This window comes from Streptomyces sp. NPDC001508 (assembly GCF_040298665.1).
Taxonomy (GTDB): Bacteria; Actinomycetota; Actinomycetes; order Streptomycetales; family Streptomycetaceae; genus Streptomyces.
In genome coordinates this window covers 87,851-103,400 of sequence record NZ_JBEPAP010000013.1, presented here as the reverse complement: position 1 = coordinate 103,400, position 15,550 = coordinate 87,851, and the positions used below count along the sequence as shown (strand labels likewise).

The following is a 15,550-nucleotide window of genomic DNA, read 5'->3' as shown; positions in this document are numbered from 1 at the left end:
CGTCCCATGATCGGCCAGGGCAGGAAGGATCGCGCGATGTCGCGGACTGGGAGGCTCGTCCATGGGCGGACGCTCACACCTTTCGTCACCGGGGCAGGGGGACCGGTCGGCCCCATGATCCTTCAATAGTAAAGGACGGGCAAAGGGTGTCGGTCGGCGAGGGAAGCCCCGGCCGCCGCCCGCGCTCCCGGCCTGCCGCTGGGGTACCCGGCGACCCGTCGCGCATGCCCTATGGGCCGGGGGGCCGGGGGCCGGTCGTGCATGCCGCGTGGACCGGGCGGGCCGGGATCCGTGCTTACAGTGGTTTGACCCAGCGCCGCCAGTGGTCCTCGCGGTGGTAGCCGGCCGCGCCCCAGGCGTGGTGGGCCCGCTCGTTGGCCTCCAGGACCATGGCGTCGACCCGTCGGCCGCCGAGGGCGGCGAAGCGCTGTTCGGCCGCATCGAGCAGGGCGCCGGCGATGCCCTGCCGACGGTGCGCCGGATGCACGGCAAGCCGGTACGCGGAGCACCGCCATCCGTCGAAGCCGGCTATCACCGTGCCGACGAGGACCCCGTCGCGCTCCGCGAGGAGCAGCGCCTCGGGGTCCCGTGCGATGAGACGGCCGACTCCGTCATGGTCGTCGCTGATGCTGGCGCCTTCCGCGGCCTCGCGCCAGAACCGCAGCACGGTGTCGATGTCGGCGGGGACGGCACAGCGGATGTGGAGATCACTCATGCGGCGAGCCAAACAGAGCGCCCGCCCGTCTGGCGAACGGTTTCCGCAGGCGCGCTGCCCGCGCAGTGAGATGAGGTGAAGCAATGGAGAACGTTGCGGGTCCGGCAGATGAGAGATGCGGTAACTCTCTGTGACGGTGTGTGTGATTTATTCTTTCCTGCCCCGATGGCGCGGAAGGCGTGGACGTAGCGTGAGCCGTCCGTGGGCCACAAGGCCCGAGGTTGTCTCATGAGGGATGGCTCAGCCCTGATGCACGCTGTGCACGGCAGCTCGTCGACACCCACCGGCGGCGTCGCACTCGCCGAGCGTTCGCCCCGACCGGCCTCCGCGTCCCAGCGCGCGGCCGCCCGGCGGGGCCGCCCCCGGCTGTACGTCGTCGACGGCATCCGCCTGGTCGCCGCCCTGATGGTGGTCGTGCACCACTACGCCGGCACCGAGCGGGCCGACCGGCCGGGCAACGCCATCTGGGACCGGCCGGTGTCCGACCTGATGCCCACGGTGTTCCGGTTCGCCTCCTTCGGCTGGATCGGCGTCGAGATCTTCTTCGTGATCAGCGGCTTCGTCATCTGCATGTCCTGCTGGGGCCGCACCCCGCGGCAGTTCTTCGTCTCGCGGGTGATCCGCCTGTATCCCGCCTACTGGTTCGGCGTCGTCTTCACCACGGGCGTGCTGGTGGCGCTGCCCGGCGTGTGGGACCGGCTCGCGATGCGCGACGTCCTGTTCAACCTCACGATGCTGCAAGCCGGTTCGGGCGTGCCGAACGTCGATCCCGTCTACTGGACCCTCTGGTCGGAGCTGCGCTTCTACCTTCTCTTCCTGGTCGTCGTCGCCATGGGCCTGACCTACCGCAGGGTCGTGGTGTTCTGCTGTGTGTGGGGCGCGGCGGCGATGCTCGCGCCGGTCGCCAAGCTCCCGCTGCTGAATCTGGTGGCCGACCCGAGCGGCGCCTGGTACTTCATCGCGGGCCTCGCCCTCTACCTCATGCACCGCTTCGGCCAGGACCTGATGCTGTGGGGCATCCTGGCCATGGCGTGGCTGATGGGCCAGCGGGAGCTGGGGACGCGGGTGGAGTACGAGGGTGTCTCCAGCTGGCGCGGAGCCGTACTGATCTTCACCGTGTTCATGCTGGTCATGGTGGCCGTCGCGCTCGGGCTCACCGACCGCATCCGCTGGAAGTGGCTGGTCACCGCCGGCTTTCTGACCTACCCGCTCTACCTCATGCACTACGTGGCCGGTACGACGCTGATCCACCGCCTGCGCGACACGATGGACGTCCGGCTGGTGGTCGCCGTCGTGATCGCGGCCTTCCTGGTGCTGAGCTGGCTGGTGCACCGGTTCGTCGAGCGCCCGGTCGCCCGGGTCCTCAAGAGCGGCCTCGACGCCTCCTTCGCAAGGGCCACCCGCTAGGGCCCCGCTAGGGCGTGTTTCGAAAGTCCCGTCCGCACCGCGACGCCTGGCACGCACCCTCGCTGCGTTGTTCGGGCTCGTCCAAGAACGTCCAGTACGAGGACGACCCTCCGCCTTGCGATCGCACGCACCAGACGCCGCGGGGCCCGCCTTTCGGACGGACGACGCGACTTTCGAAACACGCCCTGGGCATGCCCTAGGCGCGTCTGCGGCGCGGTGGTGGTGGACGAGGCGGCGCCCTCGGCGGTCCTGCGCCCGCCGAGGTGAGCGGCGTCCAGGCTCCGGTGTCCAGGCGAGGGCAGTGTGACCCGGCGCACCTCCGACGTCCCTCGTGCGGCCGATCCGGTCTCCGCCCCAGGTCGGGCCCCGTAAGCCGGTGTACCGGGCAATCTCCGGGGCGGACCGCTTGCCGCCGCTAGCGGTCCGGCGCTAGCGTCAGGGCCATGGCCAAGACCCAGCTGAACGTACGGGTGGACGAGGGCACCGCCCGGGCCGCCCGCGAGCGCGCCCAGGCCCGCGGCATGAGCGTCAACCGCTACATCGAGGAGCTGGTCCGGCGGGACACCGGGGAGGCCGGCCGCACCTTCGTGGAGGCCGCCGCCGACTTCATGAAGCAGTACGAGGGCGTGTTCGCGGACGAGTTCGGCGAGGACCGCGGCACCGGCCGGAGCGAAGGCCGGCGCTGACCCGTTGAACGACCTCAGCATCGATCTCGCCTGGCTCCTCATGCTCGCGGAGCAGAAGACACCGGGAGACCCCCAGGTCACCGACTGGGGCGCGCTGGTCGCCGCGGTCGCCCGGCACCGGGCCGAGATATTCGACATCCCCGTCTACGAGGGCCCGCACGCCCGCGCCGCCGCCCTGCTCCAACTGCTGATCCACGTGCCCGCGCTGGAACGCTCCAACGCCCTGTTCGCCTCCGCCGTCGCCTACGCCTATCTCGTCGCCAGCGGCCTGAAGGTCACCACCTCGCCGGAACAGGTCCGCGATCTGGCCCGGCTGGTCAAGGACGGGGAGGCGTCGGTGTCCGACATCGCACGGCAGCTGCACCGGTGGACGCTGTGACCCGGCCCGGCCGACGCCCGCCCGCCGTTGCCCGCCGTACGCGAACGCCGCTCCGTCACCGTGGTGGGCCCGCGGGGGGAGCCTCCCGGCTCTGGAAGGACGTCGCGTCCCAGGTGCCCTCGAGACGGGGGGACAGCCACGTCGGGGCCGCCCTGCGGAAGTCGGGCGGTGGCAGGGCGCCGGCCCCGGCCGGCAGCGCGCCGAGCAGCGGGGCGCCCGCCACCTCCGGCAGGTCCGCGAGATTGCACCGCGCGGCGAGATCGGCTGACCGGGGCCAGCTGCCGATCACCACCCCCAGCAACTCGATGGCACGCAGGCGCAGTTCACGCGCCGTCAGCTCGGTCGTGTTCAGCGTGCCCAGACCGGCCGACGCGACCACCAGCACCGGCGCCGCCAGCAGCCGGGCCACGTCCGCCAGGGTGCCGCCCGCCCTGTCGAACCGCACGAGCAGCCCGCCCGCACCCTCGACCAGCACCAGATCGTGCTCGGTTGTCAGCTTGGCGGCGGCGTCGGCGACCTCGTACGGACGCACGGGGGCGAGGCCGGACCGCCTGGCCGCAGTCCACGGCGCCAACGGCTCCGGATAGCGGGCCAGTTCGGCCGCCGTCACCGAGCCCGCGAGCCGCGCCACCTCGTCCGCGTCCCCGGGCTCACCCGGCCCCACGCCCGTCTGCGCCGCCTTCAGCACGGCCACCGACCGGCCGGCCGCCACCGCGGCGGCGGCCACCGCCGCGGTCGTGACCGTCTTGCCGACCTCCGTGCCCGTGCCCGTGATCACCAGAACCGGCATCTCATCCCTCCCGTGCCGCCGCGCACACCGCGCCGGCGATCCGTGCCACGTCCTCGTCACCGGTGACGTACGGCGGCATCGTGTACACCAGATCGCGGAACGGTCGCAGCCACACGCCCGCGCGCACGGCCGCCGCGGTGGCCGCCGCCAGGTCCACCTCGTGGTCGAGCTGCACCACGCCGATGGCGCCCAGGACCCTTACGTCACGCACCCCGGGCAGGTCCGAGGCCGGGGCCAGACCGGCCCGCAGGCCCGTCTCGATCCGCTTGACCTCCGCGCGCCAGTCCTGCCCCAGCAGCAGCTCGATCGACGCGCAGGCGACGGCCGCGGCCAGCGGATTGCCCATGAACGTCGGGCCGTGCGCGAGGACCGGGACCTCGCCCCGGGAGATCCCCTGCGCCACCCGTGCGGTGCACAACGTCGCCGCCATCGTCAGATAACCGCCGGTCAGCGCCTTGCCCACGCACATCACGTCCGGCACCACCGCCGCGTGCTCCGCGGCGAACAACGCGCCCGTCCGGCCGAATCCGGTCGCGATCTCGTCGAACACCAGCAGCACGTCATGCGCGTCGCACGCCTCGCGCAGCACCCGCAGATAATCCGGCGAGTGGAACCGCATCCCGCCCGCGCCCTGCACCACCGGCTCCACGATCACGGCGGCCAGCTCGTCCGCGTGCCGCCCGATCAGCTCGCGCAACCGCTCCGCGTACGCCTCCTCGTACCCGGCCGGCGGCGGGTCCGCGAAGACCTGGCGCGGCAGCACCCCGGCCCACAGCCCGTGCATCCCGCCCTCGGGGTCGCACACGGACATCGGCTGCCAGGTGTCGCCGTGGTAGCCGCCCCGCCAGGTCAGCAGCCGGTGCTTCTGAGGGCGGCCGAGCGAGCGCCAGTACTGCAGGCACATCTTGACCGCGACCTCGACCGAGACCGAGCCTGAGTCGGCGAGGAAGACATGCTCGAGCCCGTTGGGCGACATATCGACAAGGAGCTTCGCGAGCCGGACGGCGGGCTCGTGGGTGAGCCCGCCGAACATCACATGGCTCATCCGCTCCAGCTGACCCCGCGCGGCCTCGTTGAGCACCGGATGGTTGTAGCCGTGGATCGCCGACCACCAGGACGCCATGCCGTCGACCAGCTCGCCCGAGCCGTCGGCCAGTCGCAGCCGGACCCCGCTCGCCGACGCCACGACGAGCGGTTCGGCGCGCCCGGGCATCGGGCCGTACGGATGCCACACATGCCGCCGGTCCAGTTCCAGCAGCGCGGGCACTTCGAGGTCAGGCATTGGGCGCGAGATCCGTTCCGGGGCCCCGGCGGCGGACGGCGACCAGATCGGTGCGCGCCTCGCTCTCCCGCGGCGCGGAGACGGCCGCACCGCACGCGCCCCCGTCCTCGTGCGCCCGGCAGCCCTGCTCGGGGTCCGGCCCGGCGCCCCGCTCGGTGTGCGAGCCGCAGCCGCCCGCTCCCGCCGCCCGGTGCTCCGGCAGTGTCACCTCCTCGGCGCCCTCCACCACGAACCCGGCGTCCGCGATCATCTCCAGGTCGGCCTTGCCCGCCTGCCCCTCGCTGGTCAGGTAGTCGCCGAGGAAGACGGAGTTGGCCAGGTGCAGCGCGAGCGGTTGCAGGGTGCGCAGATGCACCTCGCGACCGCCGGCGACCCGGACCTCGACGTCGGGGCAGACGAACCGGACCATCGCGAGGATGCGCAGACAGCGCTGCGGGGTGAGGTTCCACTCCTTCGCCAGCGGGGTGCCCTCGAACGGGATCAGGAAGTTCACCGGCACCGAGTCCGGGTCCAGCTCGCGCAGCGCGAAGACCACGTCCACCAGGTCCTCGTCGCTCTCGCCCATGCCCGCGATCAGTCCGGAGCACGGGGACAGCCCCGCAGCGTGCGCCCTGTGCACCGTGTCGACGCGGTCGGCGTACGTGTGCGTGGTCGTGATGTCCGCGTACGTGCCCTCGGAGGTGTTGAGGTTGTGGTTGTACGCGTCGGCGCCGGCCGCGCGCAGCCGCTCGGCCTGGCCGTCGGAGAGCAGACCGAGGCACGCGCAGACCTCGACGCCCTCGTTGCGTTCCTTGATGGTCCTGATCGTCTCGGAGACCCGGTCCACGTCCCGGTCCGTCGGGCCCCGGCCGCTGGCCACCAGGCACACCCGCTTGGCACCGCCGGCCAGGCCCGCGGCGGCGGCCTCGGACGCCTCGTCGGGCTTGAGCCAGGTGTACTTCAGGATGCCGGCCGTCGAACCCAGCCGCTGTGAGCAGTAGGAGCAGTCCTCGGGGCACAGGCCGGACTTGAGGTTGACCAGGTAGTTGAGTTTCACGCGCCGGCCGAACCAGTGCCGGCGCACCCGTCCGGCCGCGGCCACCACGTCGAGCAGGTCGTCGTCCGAGGTGGCGAGCACGGCGAGTGCCTCGTCGCGGGTCGGCGGCTCGCGCCGCAGGCCCTTGTCCACGAGCGTGTTCAGGAGGTCCATGGGGTCCGATCCTGCCCTGTGGGAGCGGTCCGGGCCAAGGAGGGTTCATACAATGCGGGCGGTTCGACGTGTGGGTATGGCCACACAACGGACGGCAGGCGGCCCGGCTAGGGTCTGTGCACTGCCTACAAATCCCCGGAGGAGCCATGGCGTTCGGCTGGATCGACGAGCAGGCGGAGCTGCGCCGCCGGGCCGGACTCGTCCGCACGCTGCGCCCACGCGCGGCCGACTCGCCGCTCCTCGACCTCGCGAGCAACGACTACCTGGGCCTGGCCCGGCATCCGGAGGTCGTCGCGGGCGCCGGCGACGCCGCGCGCGTCTGGGGCGGCGGCGCCACCGGCTCGCGGCTGGTCACCGGCACCACGGAGCTGCACGGCGAACTGGAGCGCGAGCTGGCCGCCTTCTGCGGCTTCGAGGCGGCCCTGGTCTTCTCCTCCGGATACGCCGCGAACCTCGCCGCGGTCACCGCCCTGGGACCGCACGGCTGTCTGATCGTCTCCGACGCGGGCAACCACGCGTCCCTCATCGACGGCTGCCGGCTGGCCCGTGGCCTCACCCAGGTGGTCGGGCACGCCCACCCGGACGCGGTGCGCAAGGCGCTCGGCCCGCACGAGGGGCCCGCGGTCGTCGTCTCCGACACGGTCTTCTCGGTCGACGGGGACGCCGCGCCGCTCGCGGCCCTCGCCGAGGCGTGCCGGGAGCACGGCGCGGGGCTGCTGGTGGACGACGCCCACGGGCTTGGCGTGCTGGGGGACGGCGGCAGGGGAGCCCCGCACGCGGCCGGTCTCGCGGGCGCCGACGACGTCGTGGTCACGGCCACGCTGTCCAAGTCGCTGGGCAGTCAGGGCGGCGCCGTGCTCGGCCCCGCCCGGGTGATCGACCACCTGGTCAACGCGGCCCGCACCTTCATCTTCGACACGGGCCTCGCGCCCGCGGCGGCCGGCGCGGCGCTCGCGGCCCTGCGCCTGCTGCGCCGCGAACCGCAGCGGGCGGCTCGCGCGCGTGCGGTGGCCGCCGAACTGCACGCACGGCTGACCGCGGCGGGCCTCGAAGCGGTGCGCCCGGACGCCGCGGTCGTCTCCGTGCGCGCGCCGTCCCCGGAGCAGGCCGTCCGCTGGGCGGCCGACTGCCGTACGGCCGGCCTCGCCGTGGGCTGTTTCCGTCCGCCGTCCGTGCCCGACGGCGTCTCACGGCTCAGGCTCACCGCCCGTGCGGACCTCTCCGGGGCGGAGATCGAACGCGCTGTACGGGTGATCGGCGGGGCGCGACCATGAGTCGGCGTGACACGGCCGTGCGCCGCCCGAGCGGATTCGGTCAGTAGCGGTCGGTCGGACGGGGCGGTACGGGGGTCAACGCAGCGCGGCGAGGAAGCCCGCCCAGCTCTCGGGGGAGAAGAGCAGCGCGGGCCCGGTCGGGTCCTTGGAGTCGCGCACGGCGAGCAGTCCGGTCCGCGGACCGGAGCGCGGCCGTGCCGTCTCCACGCAGTTGTTGGCTCCCGTGCTGTAGCTGCTGCGTAACCAGCGCACAGCGGGCAGTTCGGCAGCGGAAGGTACGTTCCGAGGCAGTGCGGTCATGGTGCCTCCTTACGCGCCGTCACATATCCCGGCGATGTAATCCAACGAGTCCTCGGGCGAAAGGGCGTGGATCTGAAGGGTGTTGAAGGCCTCGGTGTAGGCCTGGAGGTCTTCTTTCCGTTCGAGGTAGAGGCTACTCGTCAACTGGTCAAGAACAACGACGTCCAGATCAGAAGTGCTCCGAAATGAGAAGATTACGAAAGGCCCGGTGATGCCAATGTGTGCTCCGGCGGCAAAAGGCAGCACCTGGAGCCGCACCTGCGGCAGCCGCGCCGCCTCCATCAGCCGTTCCAACTGCCGTGTCATGACGCCCGGTCCGCCGACCTCCCGGCGCAGCACCGCCTCGTCCAGCACGGCGCTCAGCGCCAGCGGCGGCTGCGAGCGCAGCACGTCCTGCCGGGCGAGCCGCACCTCCACCAGCGCGTCCAGCCGGTCCTCGTCGAGAGCGTCCACCGCGGCCCGGGTCACCGCGCGGGCGTACTCGGGCGTCTGCAGCAACCCGGGCACGACCGACGTCTCCAGCGTGCGCATCCCGCTGGCCTGCGACTCCAGGCTGATGAAGTCCCGGTAGGTGGGCGGCAGTACCCCGCGGTAGGCGTGCCACCAGCGGTGTCGGTCATCGGCGTCCCCGGATCCCGCCAACACCAGCAGCAACTCCCGCAGTTGGGCGTCCCGCACGTCGTACGCGTCGAGCAGCAACCGCACATCGGTCGGTTTCACGCCACTCGCGCCCGTCTCGACGCGGCTCACCTTCGACTGGTGCCAGCCCACCAACGAGGCCGCCTCACCGCTCGTGAGCCCGGCGCCGGTGCGCAGGGCGCGCAGTTCGGCGCCCAGTTTCCGGCGGCGTACCGCGGGACCGTGCTGCATGGGCAACTCCTTACTCCTTACGAGCCGCCCAAATAGGGTCTGCCGTCGCAGAGTTCACCGCTTCGAGCGACAGATATATGCATATCTTGGTGGATGCCCCGCGTGACCGGCGCGCTGATGGCAGTCTGGGCGACGAAGCACCAGTCCGGGACCGTACTCGAACCATCCGCTCCGTGTCGGACTGCGGTCCCGTGGGAAAGGGACGACATCGCCATGGCAGACCATCTGGAAGCATCCATCACTCTGCCGAGCGATCCCGCCTCGGTCTCCGCGGCGCGCGCGCATGTGCTGAGCACCCTCGTGGAGTGGGGCCTGCCGTCGGACACGGACGCCGCCGAGACGATCCGCCTCATCGTCTCCGAGCTGGCCACCAACGCCGTGCAGCACACCTTCGGCCAGTCACCCACCTTCACGGTCGATCTCGCGCTCGACCGTGACGCGCATCTGCGCGTCGGTGTCACCGACAGTCATCCGCGCTTCCCGAAGAGACTCCCCGCGGCCGTCCAGCAGGACAACGGCCGCGGCATGGTCATCGTCCGCTGGCTCACCGCCGAATGCGGCGGCAAGCTGTGCGTCCGGCCCACCCGCGAGGGCGGCAAGACCGTCACCGTGGAACTGCCCTGGACCGTGCCGGCCCACCCGGTGACGGCGGTGGGCCGGCAGGAGCCGTAGTCCTCCGGGCCTGGAGCGGGGCCGGGCCCGCCTGACGCCCGGTCAGCCCCGGCCGGATGTGCGGGGGCGGCGGCGCGTCGGGGGCGGCGGCACCCGCTCGGCCGGGTCAGCCGACCCGGCCGTACCAGACGCTCTTCGTCCAGATCTTCTGCAGCCGCACCACGTCCCCGGTCTTCGGGGCGTGCCAGATCTTCCCATGACCCGCATAGATGCCCACGTGGTAGACGTTGGAGCCCGAATGGAAGAACACCAGGTCTCCGGCCTTGCGGCTCTTGGCCGAGATATGGCGCGACTTGTTGTACTGCTGGGCGGCCGTGCGCGGCAGCGTCTTGCCCGCCTTCTTGAACGAGTACAGCGTGAGCCCGGAGCAGTCGAACCTGCGCGGCCCGGTGGCCCCCCACTTGTACGGGGACCCCTTCTTGGACGCCGCGATCCCCAGCGCCTTCGTCGCCGTGGTCGCGGCCTGCGCGTCGGGCGCAAGGCCGGGGGCCACGATCGAGCCGCCCACGGCGGCGATGGTCAACGCCGAGGCCGTACCGGCCCGGGCCATCAGTGACGGGACACGATTGAGCGCAGTCATGCGCAACCCTTCGTCAGCCGCCTGTGAAGGATGACCTGTCGGATTCGGGCTGGCGAAGTTGCCCGGCCGTGTCGCCACGGCTTCACCCCAAGGGCTGCTCGGAGCGGACCGCTGTCCGCTCCGGCGACCCGTCATGCTCGGGTCCTCCACTCCTGCCGATCCACTCCTGTCGACCGGTCGTCCGGGCGGCGGCAGGACTCGGCGTCCGCCCGGACCGCCCCGCCGTTGTGGCGGGGGCTTGTCGTCAGACAGGGATCTTCACTCACAACTGTCCGAAAATCCCAATGGAACCGGGGATGTGTGGCGTTGTTCACCATTCACCCGTTCGGCTGGACAGTGCTGTGTTCGATACCCGGCCGAGGGGGCTGCGCACCCCCGGACCAGCGCCGAAGCACCTCGGCGCGGCTGCCGACCATGCGCCGTACCCAACCGTCCCGGGCCGGAAAAAGAAAGCCGGGCTACGCCGAACAGGGGTAAACCGTTTGGACCGTTTCGGCCCGATCCATGACGGATCGTCGGCATGGCGGCGCGCGGGGGCCGGACGCGCCCGTGTCAGTCCGCGCCGTCGGGCGGCACGGCGACCCGGGCGGTGCGCCGCTCGCCGTCCAGCACCCGCAGCGCCCGGGCCAGGGTGGCCGTGTGCACCTCGGTCTCACCTCTCGTGTGCATCAGGGCCAGCGCGTCCCGCAGGTCCGTCGCGGTGCGCACCAGCGCCTGGGCGGCCCGCAGGCCGTGGTAGGTGTGCTCGGCCCGCGCCGGATTGATCCGGCCGAGCAGGTCGACCGCCTCCAGATAACGGTCGATCAGCTCGCTCTCGGCCCGGGTCAGCGCGGGCAGCGGCGGCAGTTCCGGCGGCAGCATCCGCGGCTCACCCCGCGTCGGTCGGGCGCGCGGCCCTGCGGCTCGGGATGACCGCGTCCACCAGCCCGTACTCCAGCGCGCCCCGGGCGTCCAGGACCAGGTCCCGCTCCAGGTCCTCGTGGACCCGCTCCGGGGTGCGGTCCGTGTGGCGCGCCAGCATCTCCTCCTGGAGCGCGCGCACGCGCGCCAACTCCTCGGCTTCGATGACCAGATCGCTCGGCTGGCCTTGCACCGGCCGCGACAGCGACGGCTGCTGGAGCAGCAGCCGCGCGCCCGGCAGCGTGAACCGCTTGCCCGCGGTGCCGGCCGCGATCAGCACCGCCGCCGAGGAGCCGGCCTGCCCCAGGCAGATCGTCTCCACCTCACAGGTGATGTACCGCATCGTGTCGTAGATGGCCGTCATCGCGCTGAACGAGCCGCCGGGGGAGTTGACGTACAGCGAGATGTCCTGGTCCGGGGCGTGGTGTTCCAGGTGCATGAACTGCGCCATCACGTCGTTCGCCGCGGTGTCGTCGATCGGCGTGCCCAGGAAGACGATCCGCTCCTCGAGCAGCTTCGCGTACGGATCGAGCGTGCGCACTCCCGCGCTCGTGCGTTCGGTGAACTCGGGCAGGACGTGGCGGGCGGACGGTCCGGTCATGGCAAACCCCTCCTCGCGGCGCAGCCGCTTGCGGCGACGCTCTCTGTGGAAAATGTACAGGACGTACATACTGGCGGGGTGGGGGTTGCGGCGCCCTCGGGCCGGGAGGGAGTCCGGGCAAGCCCCGTAAGGTGGGGTCATGGCCTACGAGATTCCGGTGACGCAAGCCAGGGCTGAACTCGCCGACCTGATCAACCGGGTGGTGTACGGCGGTGAACGTGTCGTCGTGACGCGCCACGGCAAGCCTCTCGTCGCCCTCGTCTCCGCCGCCGACCTGGAGCGGCTCGAAGAACTCCCGGAGCCCGCGGACGAACAGATCGTCAGCTCGGTCGCCGGCGTCCACGAGGTCGCGGGCGCGCCCCGTGAGCAGCGCCGCTTCGGTATCGCGGCCGAACACCGGGGGGCCGGCGGCCCCTGACCCCGTCGCCCGGCCGCGGCCCGGCGCCGCACGACGACGGGGCCGTGCACCCCCGTCCGCTCCAGCGGCGGGGGCGAACAGCTCAGGCTGCCCGAGTCGTTGACCTCCGCGGCCGGCAGCGAGCTGTATGTCACCACCCGGTCGACCTCCCCGCCGGGCCCGTCTCGTGCTGGGCGAGGAGCGGGTGCTCGGCCGGGCGGGAGGGGAACCGGGGCGGCTCGGCAGTCGGCTGACGGTGCGGCTCGGCGGGCGTGGCGTGCTCGACCAGGAGTTGGCCTGGGGCCCGGCACGCCGGGCGGCTGGGACGGTCCCGCCGTCCTCGCGGGACATCGTGCTGCGGGCCAACTCGTCGTTGTACGGCCCGAGTTCGCCGATGGCATGCCGGTGGCCCGGCTGCTGGGGAGGGGGCGGCGGTCGTCCCGTCGGTCGGGCCCGCCGTGCTGGTGAGCGCCGTCGCCGCCGAGGGACTGCGGCTGCGGCGGCTGCTGGGCGAGGCGTTGGCGCTGCTGGACGCGGGCTCTCCGCTCAGCGGGACCTGATCGTCCGGCTATCGGATTGGCAAAGAAGGTCAACGACCCCTGTTCTCAGGCTCCGCACAGGGACGAGGATCCTCCTGACATTCACATGACATTCACAGCGATGCAGGGGGAGGGCCCACTTGAGGCAGAACAGACCGAAGAACCGCGTGCTCGCGCTCGGTTCGGCCGGAGCGCTCGTCACCGCGACCCTGATGGCCGGCGCCGTATCGGCGCCCACGGCCGCCGCCACCTCGGGACACGGCCAGGGCCGCGAGGCCCGGGGCGCCGCGATCGCCGCCGAGCGGGCCGCGAAGGCGGGCATCGACTGGCGGGACTGCCCCGCCGACTGGGGGCTCGCCAAGCCCATCCAGTGCGGCTGGGTCACCGTGCCGCTCGACTACGCCAAGCCGAACGGCAAGCAGATCAAGCTCGCCGTCGACCGCATCGGCAACACGGGCACCCCGCAGGAGCGCCAGGGCGCGCTCGTCTACAACCCCGGCGGTCCGGGCGCCTCCGGGCTGCGCTTCCCGACCCGGGTCACCAACAAGAACGCCGTGTGGGCGAAGACGGCCAAGGCGTACGACTTCGTGGGCTTCGACCCGCGCGGTGTCGGCCACTCCGCGCCCATCTCCTGCATCGACCCGCAGGAGTTCGTCAGGGCGCCCAAGGCCGACCCGGTGCCCGACTCCGAGGCCGACAAGCTCGCCCAGCGCAAGCTGGCCCGCGAGTACGCGGACGGCTGCCACGAACGCAGCGGCGCGATGCTGCCGCACATGACCACGCCGAACACCGCTCGCGACCTGGACGTCATCCGGGCCGCGCTCGGCGAGCGGAAGATCAACTACCTCGGTGTCTCCTACGGCACCTACCTGGGCGCCGTCTACGGCACCCTGTTCCCGGGGCACATCCGCCGCATGGTCGTCGACAGCGTGGTCGACCCGGCCCGGGACAACATCTGGTACCAGGCCAACCTCAACCAGGACATCGCCTTCGAGGGCCGCTGGCGGGACTGGCAGGACTGGGTCGCCGCCAACGACGCCGCCTTCCACCTCGGCACCACCCGCGCCGCCGTCGAGGCCAAGTGGCTCCAGTTGCGCGCCACCGCCAAGAAGAACCCCATCGGCGGTGTCGTCGGCCCGGCCGAACTGCTCTCTCTCTTCCAGAGCGCCCCGTACTACGACTCCTCGTGGGTGCCGGTCGCCACGGTGTTCAGCAAGTACGTCGCCGGTGACACCCAGGCGCTGGTGGACGCCGCCGCCCCGGACCTGTCCGACACCGCGGGGAACATCGCCTCGGAGAACGGCAACGCGGTCTACACGGCCGTCGAGTGCACCGACGCCAAGTGGCCCACCAGCTGGCGTCGGTGGGACCGGGACAACACCCGGCTGCACCGCGACTACCCGTTCCTGACCTGGTCCAACGCCTGGATGAACCTGCCGTGCGCGACCTGGCCGGTCAAGCAGCAGACCCCCGTGGACGTGAAGACCGGCAAGGGGCTGCCGCCGGTGCTCATCGTGCAGTCCACCAGGGACGCCGCCACCCCGTACCCGGGCGCCGTCGAACTGCACAAGCGCTTCAAGGGCTCCCGCCTGATCACCGAGCGGGACGCCGGCTCGCACGGCGTGACCGGGCTGGTCAACCCCTGTGTCAACGACCGGGTGGACAGCTATCTGCTCACCGGCGAGGTCGACGCGGCCGACGTGACCTGCGCACCGCACGCCACGCCCAAGCCGTGACCGGCTGAGGGGCGGCCGGGACGTCCTCCCGGCCGCCCCTCCCGCTCATCGTGCGCGCAGCCAGGCGTCCTCGGCCGGATAGTCGAACAGGTCGGGATAGGCCTGCGCCAGCTTCGGAAAGGCCTCGGTCCAGTCGCGCCGGGCCAGTTCGGCCCGGAGCCGGTCCACCGTCTCCGGCAGGCTGCCGGCGTATGTGATGACCGGACGGTGGTCCAGCTCCCGTGCCGCGGCGGTCATGTCGCAGACCACCGGCCGCGGCACCGACCACGGCGTGCGTCCCACGGAGCCCTCGGGCGGCGGCCCGTCCACCAAAACGGTTCGCGTCTCGACGCCCATCACCTCGTCCACCGCCGCGCCGATCTCCGCCACCGTCGGCGCCTGTGGGTCGCAGGCGTTGAGCACCCGCGACCCCGGTCGGGCCGCCGCCAGCCTGACCAGTTCGGCGATGGTGCGGGCGCTCGCCGGATGGAACCGGCTCCGGCCGCCGTGGGCGAGCACCCGGGTGCCGCGTCCGTCGAGGTTCCGCTTGACGAAGTACAGCTCTCGGGGCAGCGGGCTGTGCGCGCCGTGGACGGCACCCGGCCGCAGCAGCGTCGTCGGCAACGCGTCCCCGGCGGCGAGGAGTTCACGCTCGAGCGCCGCCTTCCGGGTGCTGTACGAGGACTCGCCCGGGGGCACCGTGCGCTGGGTCTCCACGATGGGCACCGGGTACGCGGGGAAGCCGTCCGGCTCGCCCTGGGTGTCAAAGCCCCGTCCGTCGGCGTCCTCGTACACCGACACCGAGGAGATCACCACCGCGGAGCCGACGCGGCCGGCCAGCGCGGTCAACTGCCGGGCGTGCTCTTGTCCGTAGGCGACCATGTCGACCACGAGGTCGCACCCCTCGCCCACCGCCGCGGCCAGCGCCGCGTCGTCGGCGCGGTCCAGCCGCACCGTCCTTACCTCCTGCGGCCAGCGTTCGTCCCGGCCGCCGCCCCGGGAGGCCGCCGTCACCTCCCAGCCGTCCCGCACCAGCGCGTCCACCGTGGGGCGGCCGATCTGCCCCATCGCCCCGATCACCACAGCACGTCTCATCCGCCGACCGTACGACCCCCAACCCACCACCCCCCACCCCTTCTGCCAACGGCAGAGAACCGACGGCAGAGAACCGACGGCAGAGAACCGACGGCAGAGAACCGACGGCAGAGAACCGACGGCAGAGAACCGACGGCAGAGAACCGACGGCAGAGAACC

Annotated in this window: 17 protein-coding genes and 1 pseudogene; 8 read left to right on the top strand and 10 right to left on the bottom strand. The window is 72.1% G+C overall.

All coding sequences use genetic code 11. The features are described from left to right. Window positions 1-295 precede the first annotated feature (295 nt). Complete coding sequence (locus tag ABT245_RS15250; RefSeq protein ID WP_351733562.1) at window positions 296-715, bottom strand: GNAT family N-acetyltransferase; 420 nt, start codon at window positions 713-715, stop codon at window positions 296-298. Window positions 716-943: 228 nt separating this feature from the next. Between ABT245_RS15250 and ABT245_RS15245 the strand changes: the two genes are divergently transcribed. The 3 genes from ABT245_RS15245 to ABT245_RS15235 all read left to right on the top strand — a co-directional run bounded on the left by ABT245_RS15245 (window position 944) and on the right by ABT245_RS15235 (window position 3,187). Continuing rightward, a complete protein-coding gene (locus ABT245_RS15245) occupies window positions 944-2,122 on the top strand; it encodes an acyltransferase family protein (protein WP_351733559.1) in 1,179 nt (392 codons plus the stop codon). Between the two features lie 443 nt (window positions 2,123-2,565). Continuing rightward, window positions 2,566-2,808: a toxin-antitoxin system HicB family antitoxin gene (locus ABT245_RS15240; RefSeq protein WP_351733557.1), complete on the top strand. Its 243-nt coding sequence runs from the start codon at window positions 2,566-2,568 to the stop codon at window positions 2,806-2,808. Window positions 2,809-2,812: 4 nt separating this feature from the next. Next, on the top strand, window positions 2,813-3,187 hold the full coding sequence (locus tag ABT245_RS15235; RefSeq protein ID WP_351733554.1) for a fic family toxin-antitoxin system, toxin component: 375 nt from the start codon (window positions 2,813-2,815) through the stop codon (window positions 3,185-3,187). A gap of 55 nt (window positions 3,188-3,242) precedes the next feature. Here ABT245_RS15235 and bioD read toward each other — a convergent pair whose 3' ends face one another. From bioD to bioB, 3 genes are read right to left on the bottom strand one after another with little or no spacing between them, the layout of a single operon-like run. Further along, window positions 3,243-3,977 (bottom strand): dethiobiotin synthase, encoded by a 735-nt coding sequence (bioD, locus tag ABT245_RS15230; protein ID WP_351733551.1) that lies wholly within the window; start codon window positions 3,975-3,977, stop codon window positions 3,243-3,245. Window position 3,978: 1 nt separating this feature from the next. After that, window positions 3,979-5,259, bottom strand: a complete 1,281-nt coding sequence (locus ABT245_RS15225; protein ID WP_351733549.1) for an adenosylmethionine--8-amino-7-oxononanoate transaminase — start codon at window positions 5,257-5,259, stop codon at window positions 3,979-3,981. Continuing rightward, window positions 5,252-6,448 carry a biotin synthase BioB gene (gene bioB / locus ABT245_RS15220; RefSeq protein WP_351733546.1) on the bottom strand — a complete coding sequence of 399 codons (1,197 nt, stop codon included), beginning with the start codon at window positions 6,446-6,448 and terminating at the stop codon, window positions 5,252-5,254. Before bioB ends, ABT245_RS15225 begins: the two co-directional genes overlap by 8 nt. A 146-nt stretch (window positions 6,449-6,594) precedes the next feature. Here bioB and ABT245_RS15215 point away from each other — a divergent pair, with 146 nt between their 5' ends. Beyond that, on the top strand, window positions 6,595-7,722 hold the full coding sequence (locus ABT245_RS15215) for an 8-amino-7-oxononanoate synthase (RefSeq protein ID WP_351733544.1): 1,128 nt from the start codon (window positions 6,595-6,597) through the stop codon (window positions 7,720-7,722). Window positions 7,723-7,797: 75 nt separating this feature from the next. Here ABT245_RS15215 and ABT245_RS15210 read toward each other — a convergent pair whose 3' ends face one another. Both ABT245_RS15210 and ABT245_RS15205 read right to left on the bottom strand, forming a co-directional pair. Further along, window positions 7,798-8,022 carry a DUF397 domain-containing protein gene (locus ABT245_RS15210; RefSeq protein WP_351733542.1) on the bottom strand — a complete coding sequence of 75 codons (225 nt, stop codon included), beginning with the start codon at window positions 8,020-8,022 and terminating at the stop codon, window positions 7,798-7,800. A 9-nt stretch (window positions 8,023-8,031) separates the two neighbouring features. Next, window positions 8,032-8,892: a helix-turn-helix domain-containing protein gene (locus tag ABT245_RS15205; protein WP_351733539.1), complete on the bottom strand. Its 861-nt coding sequence runs from the start codon at window positions 8,890-8,892 to the stop codon at window positions 8,032-8,034. A gap of 213 nt (window positions 8,893-9,105) precedes the next feature. Between ABT245_RS15205 and ABT245_RS15200 the strand changes: the two genes are divergently transcribed. After that, window positions 9,106-9,564, top strand: coding sequence for an ATP-binding protein (locus ABT245_RS15200; RefSeq protein WP_351733537.1), 459 nt, complete (start codon window positions 9,106-9,108; stop codon window positions 9,562-9,564). Between the two features lie 106 nt (window positions 9,565-9,670). Here the strand turns inward: ABT245_RS15200 and ABT245_RS15195 are convergent, their stop codons facing one another. The 3 genes from ABT245_RS15195 to ABT245_RS15185 form a co-directional block, all read right to left on the bottom strand. Beyond that, window positions 9,671-10,144, bottom strand: a complete 474-nt coding sequence (locus ABT245_RS15195; protein WP_351733535.1) for a C40 family peptidase — start codon at window positions 10,142-10,144, stop codon at window positions 9,671-9,673. A 552-nt stretch (window positions 10,145-10,696) separates the two neighbouring features. Further along, the gene (locus tag ABT245_RS15190; RefSeq protein ID WP_351733533.1) at window positions 10,697-11,005 is read right to left on the bottom strand and encodes a hypothetical protein; all 309 of its coding nucleotides are present in this window, start codon (window positions 11,003-11,005) and stop codon (window positions 10,697-10,699) included. Between the two features lie 7 nt (window positions 11,006-11,012). Beyond that, the gene (locus tag ABT245_RS15185; RefSeq protein WP_351733530.1) at window positions 11,013-11,645 is read right to left on the bottom strand and encodes an ATP-dependent Clp protease proteolytic subunit; all 633 of its coding nucleotides are present in this window, start codon (window positions 11,643-11,645) and stop codon (window positions 11,013-11,015) included. Between the two features lie 139 nt (window positions 11,646-11,784). Between ABT245_RS15185 and ABT245_RS15180 the strand changes: the two genes are divergently transcribed. From ABT245_RS15180 to ABT245_RS15170, 3 genes and pseudogenes are all read left to right on the top strand, one after another. After that, window positions 11,785-12,063 carry a type II toxin-antitoxin system Phd/YefM family antitoxin gene (locus ABT245_RS15180; RefSeq protein ID WP_351733527.1) on the top strand — a complete coding sequence of 93 codons (279 nt, stop codon included), beginning with the start codon at window positions 11,785-11,787 and terminating at the stop codon, window positions 12,061-12,063. A gap of 69 nt (window positions 12,064-12,132) precedes the next feature. Next, window positions 12,133-12,602 (top strand): annotated as a pseudogene (locus ABT245_RS15175) (urease accessory protein UreD); the annotation flags it as partial. 119 nt (window positions 12,603-12,721) lie between these two features. Then, window positions 12,722-14,317 (top strand): alpha/beta hydrolase, encoded by a 1,596-nt coding sequence (locus ABT245_RS15170; protein ID WP_351733525.1) that lies wholly within the window; start codon window positions 12,722-12,724, stop codon window positions 14,315-14,317. 45 nt (window positions 14,318-14,362) lie between these two features. Here the strand turns inward: ABT245_RS15170 and ABT245_RS15165 are convergent, their stop codons facing one another. Next, window positions 14,363-15,391, bottom strand: a complete 1,029-nt coding sequence (locus ABT245_RS15165; protein ID WP_351733522.1) for an NAD-dependent epimerase/dehydratase family protein — start codon at window positions 15,389-15,391, stop codon at window positions 14,363-14,365. Window positions 15,392-15,550: the final 159 nt, after the last annotated feature.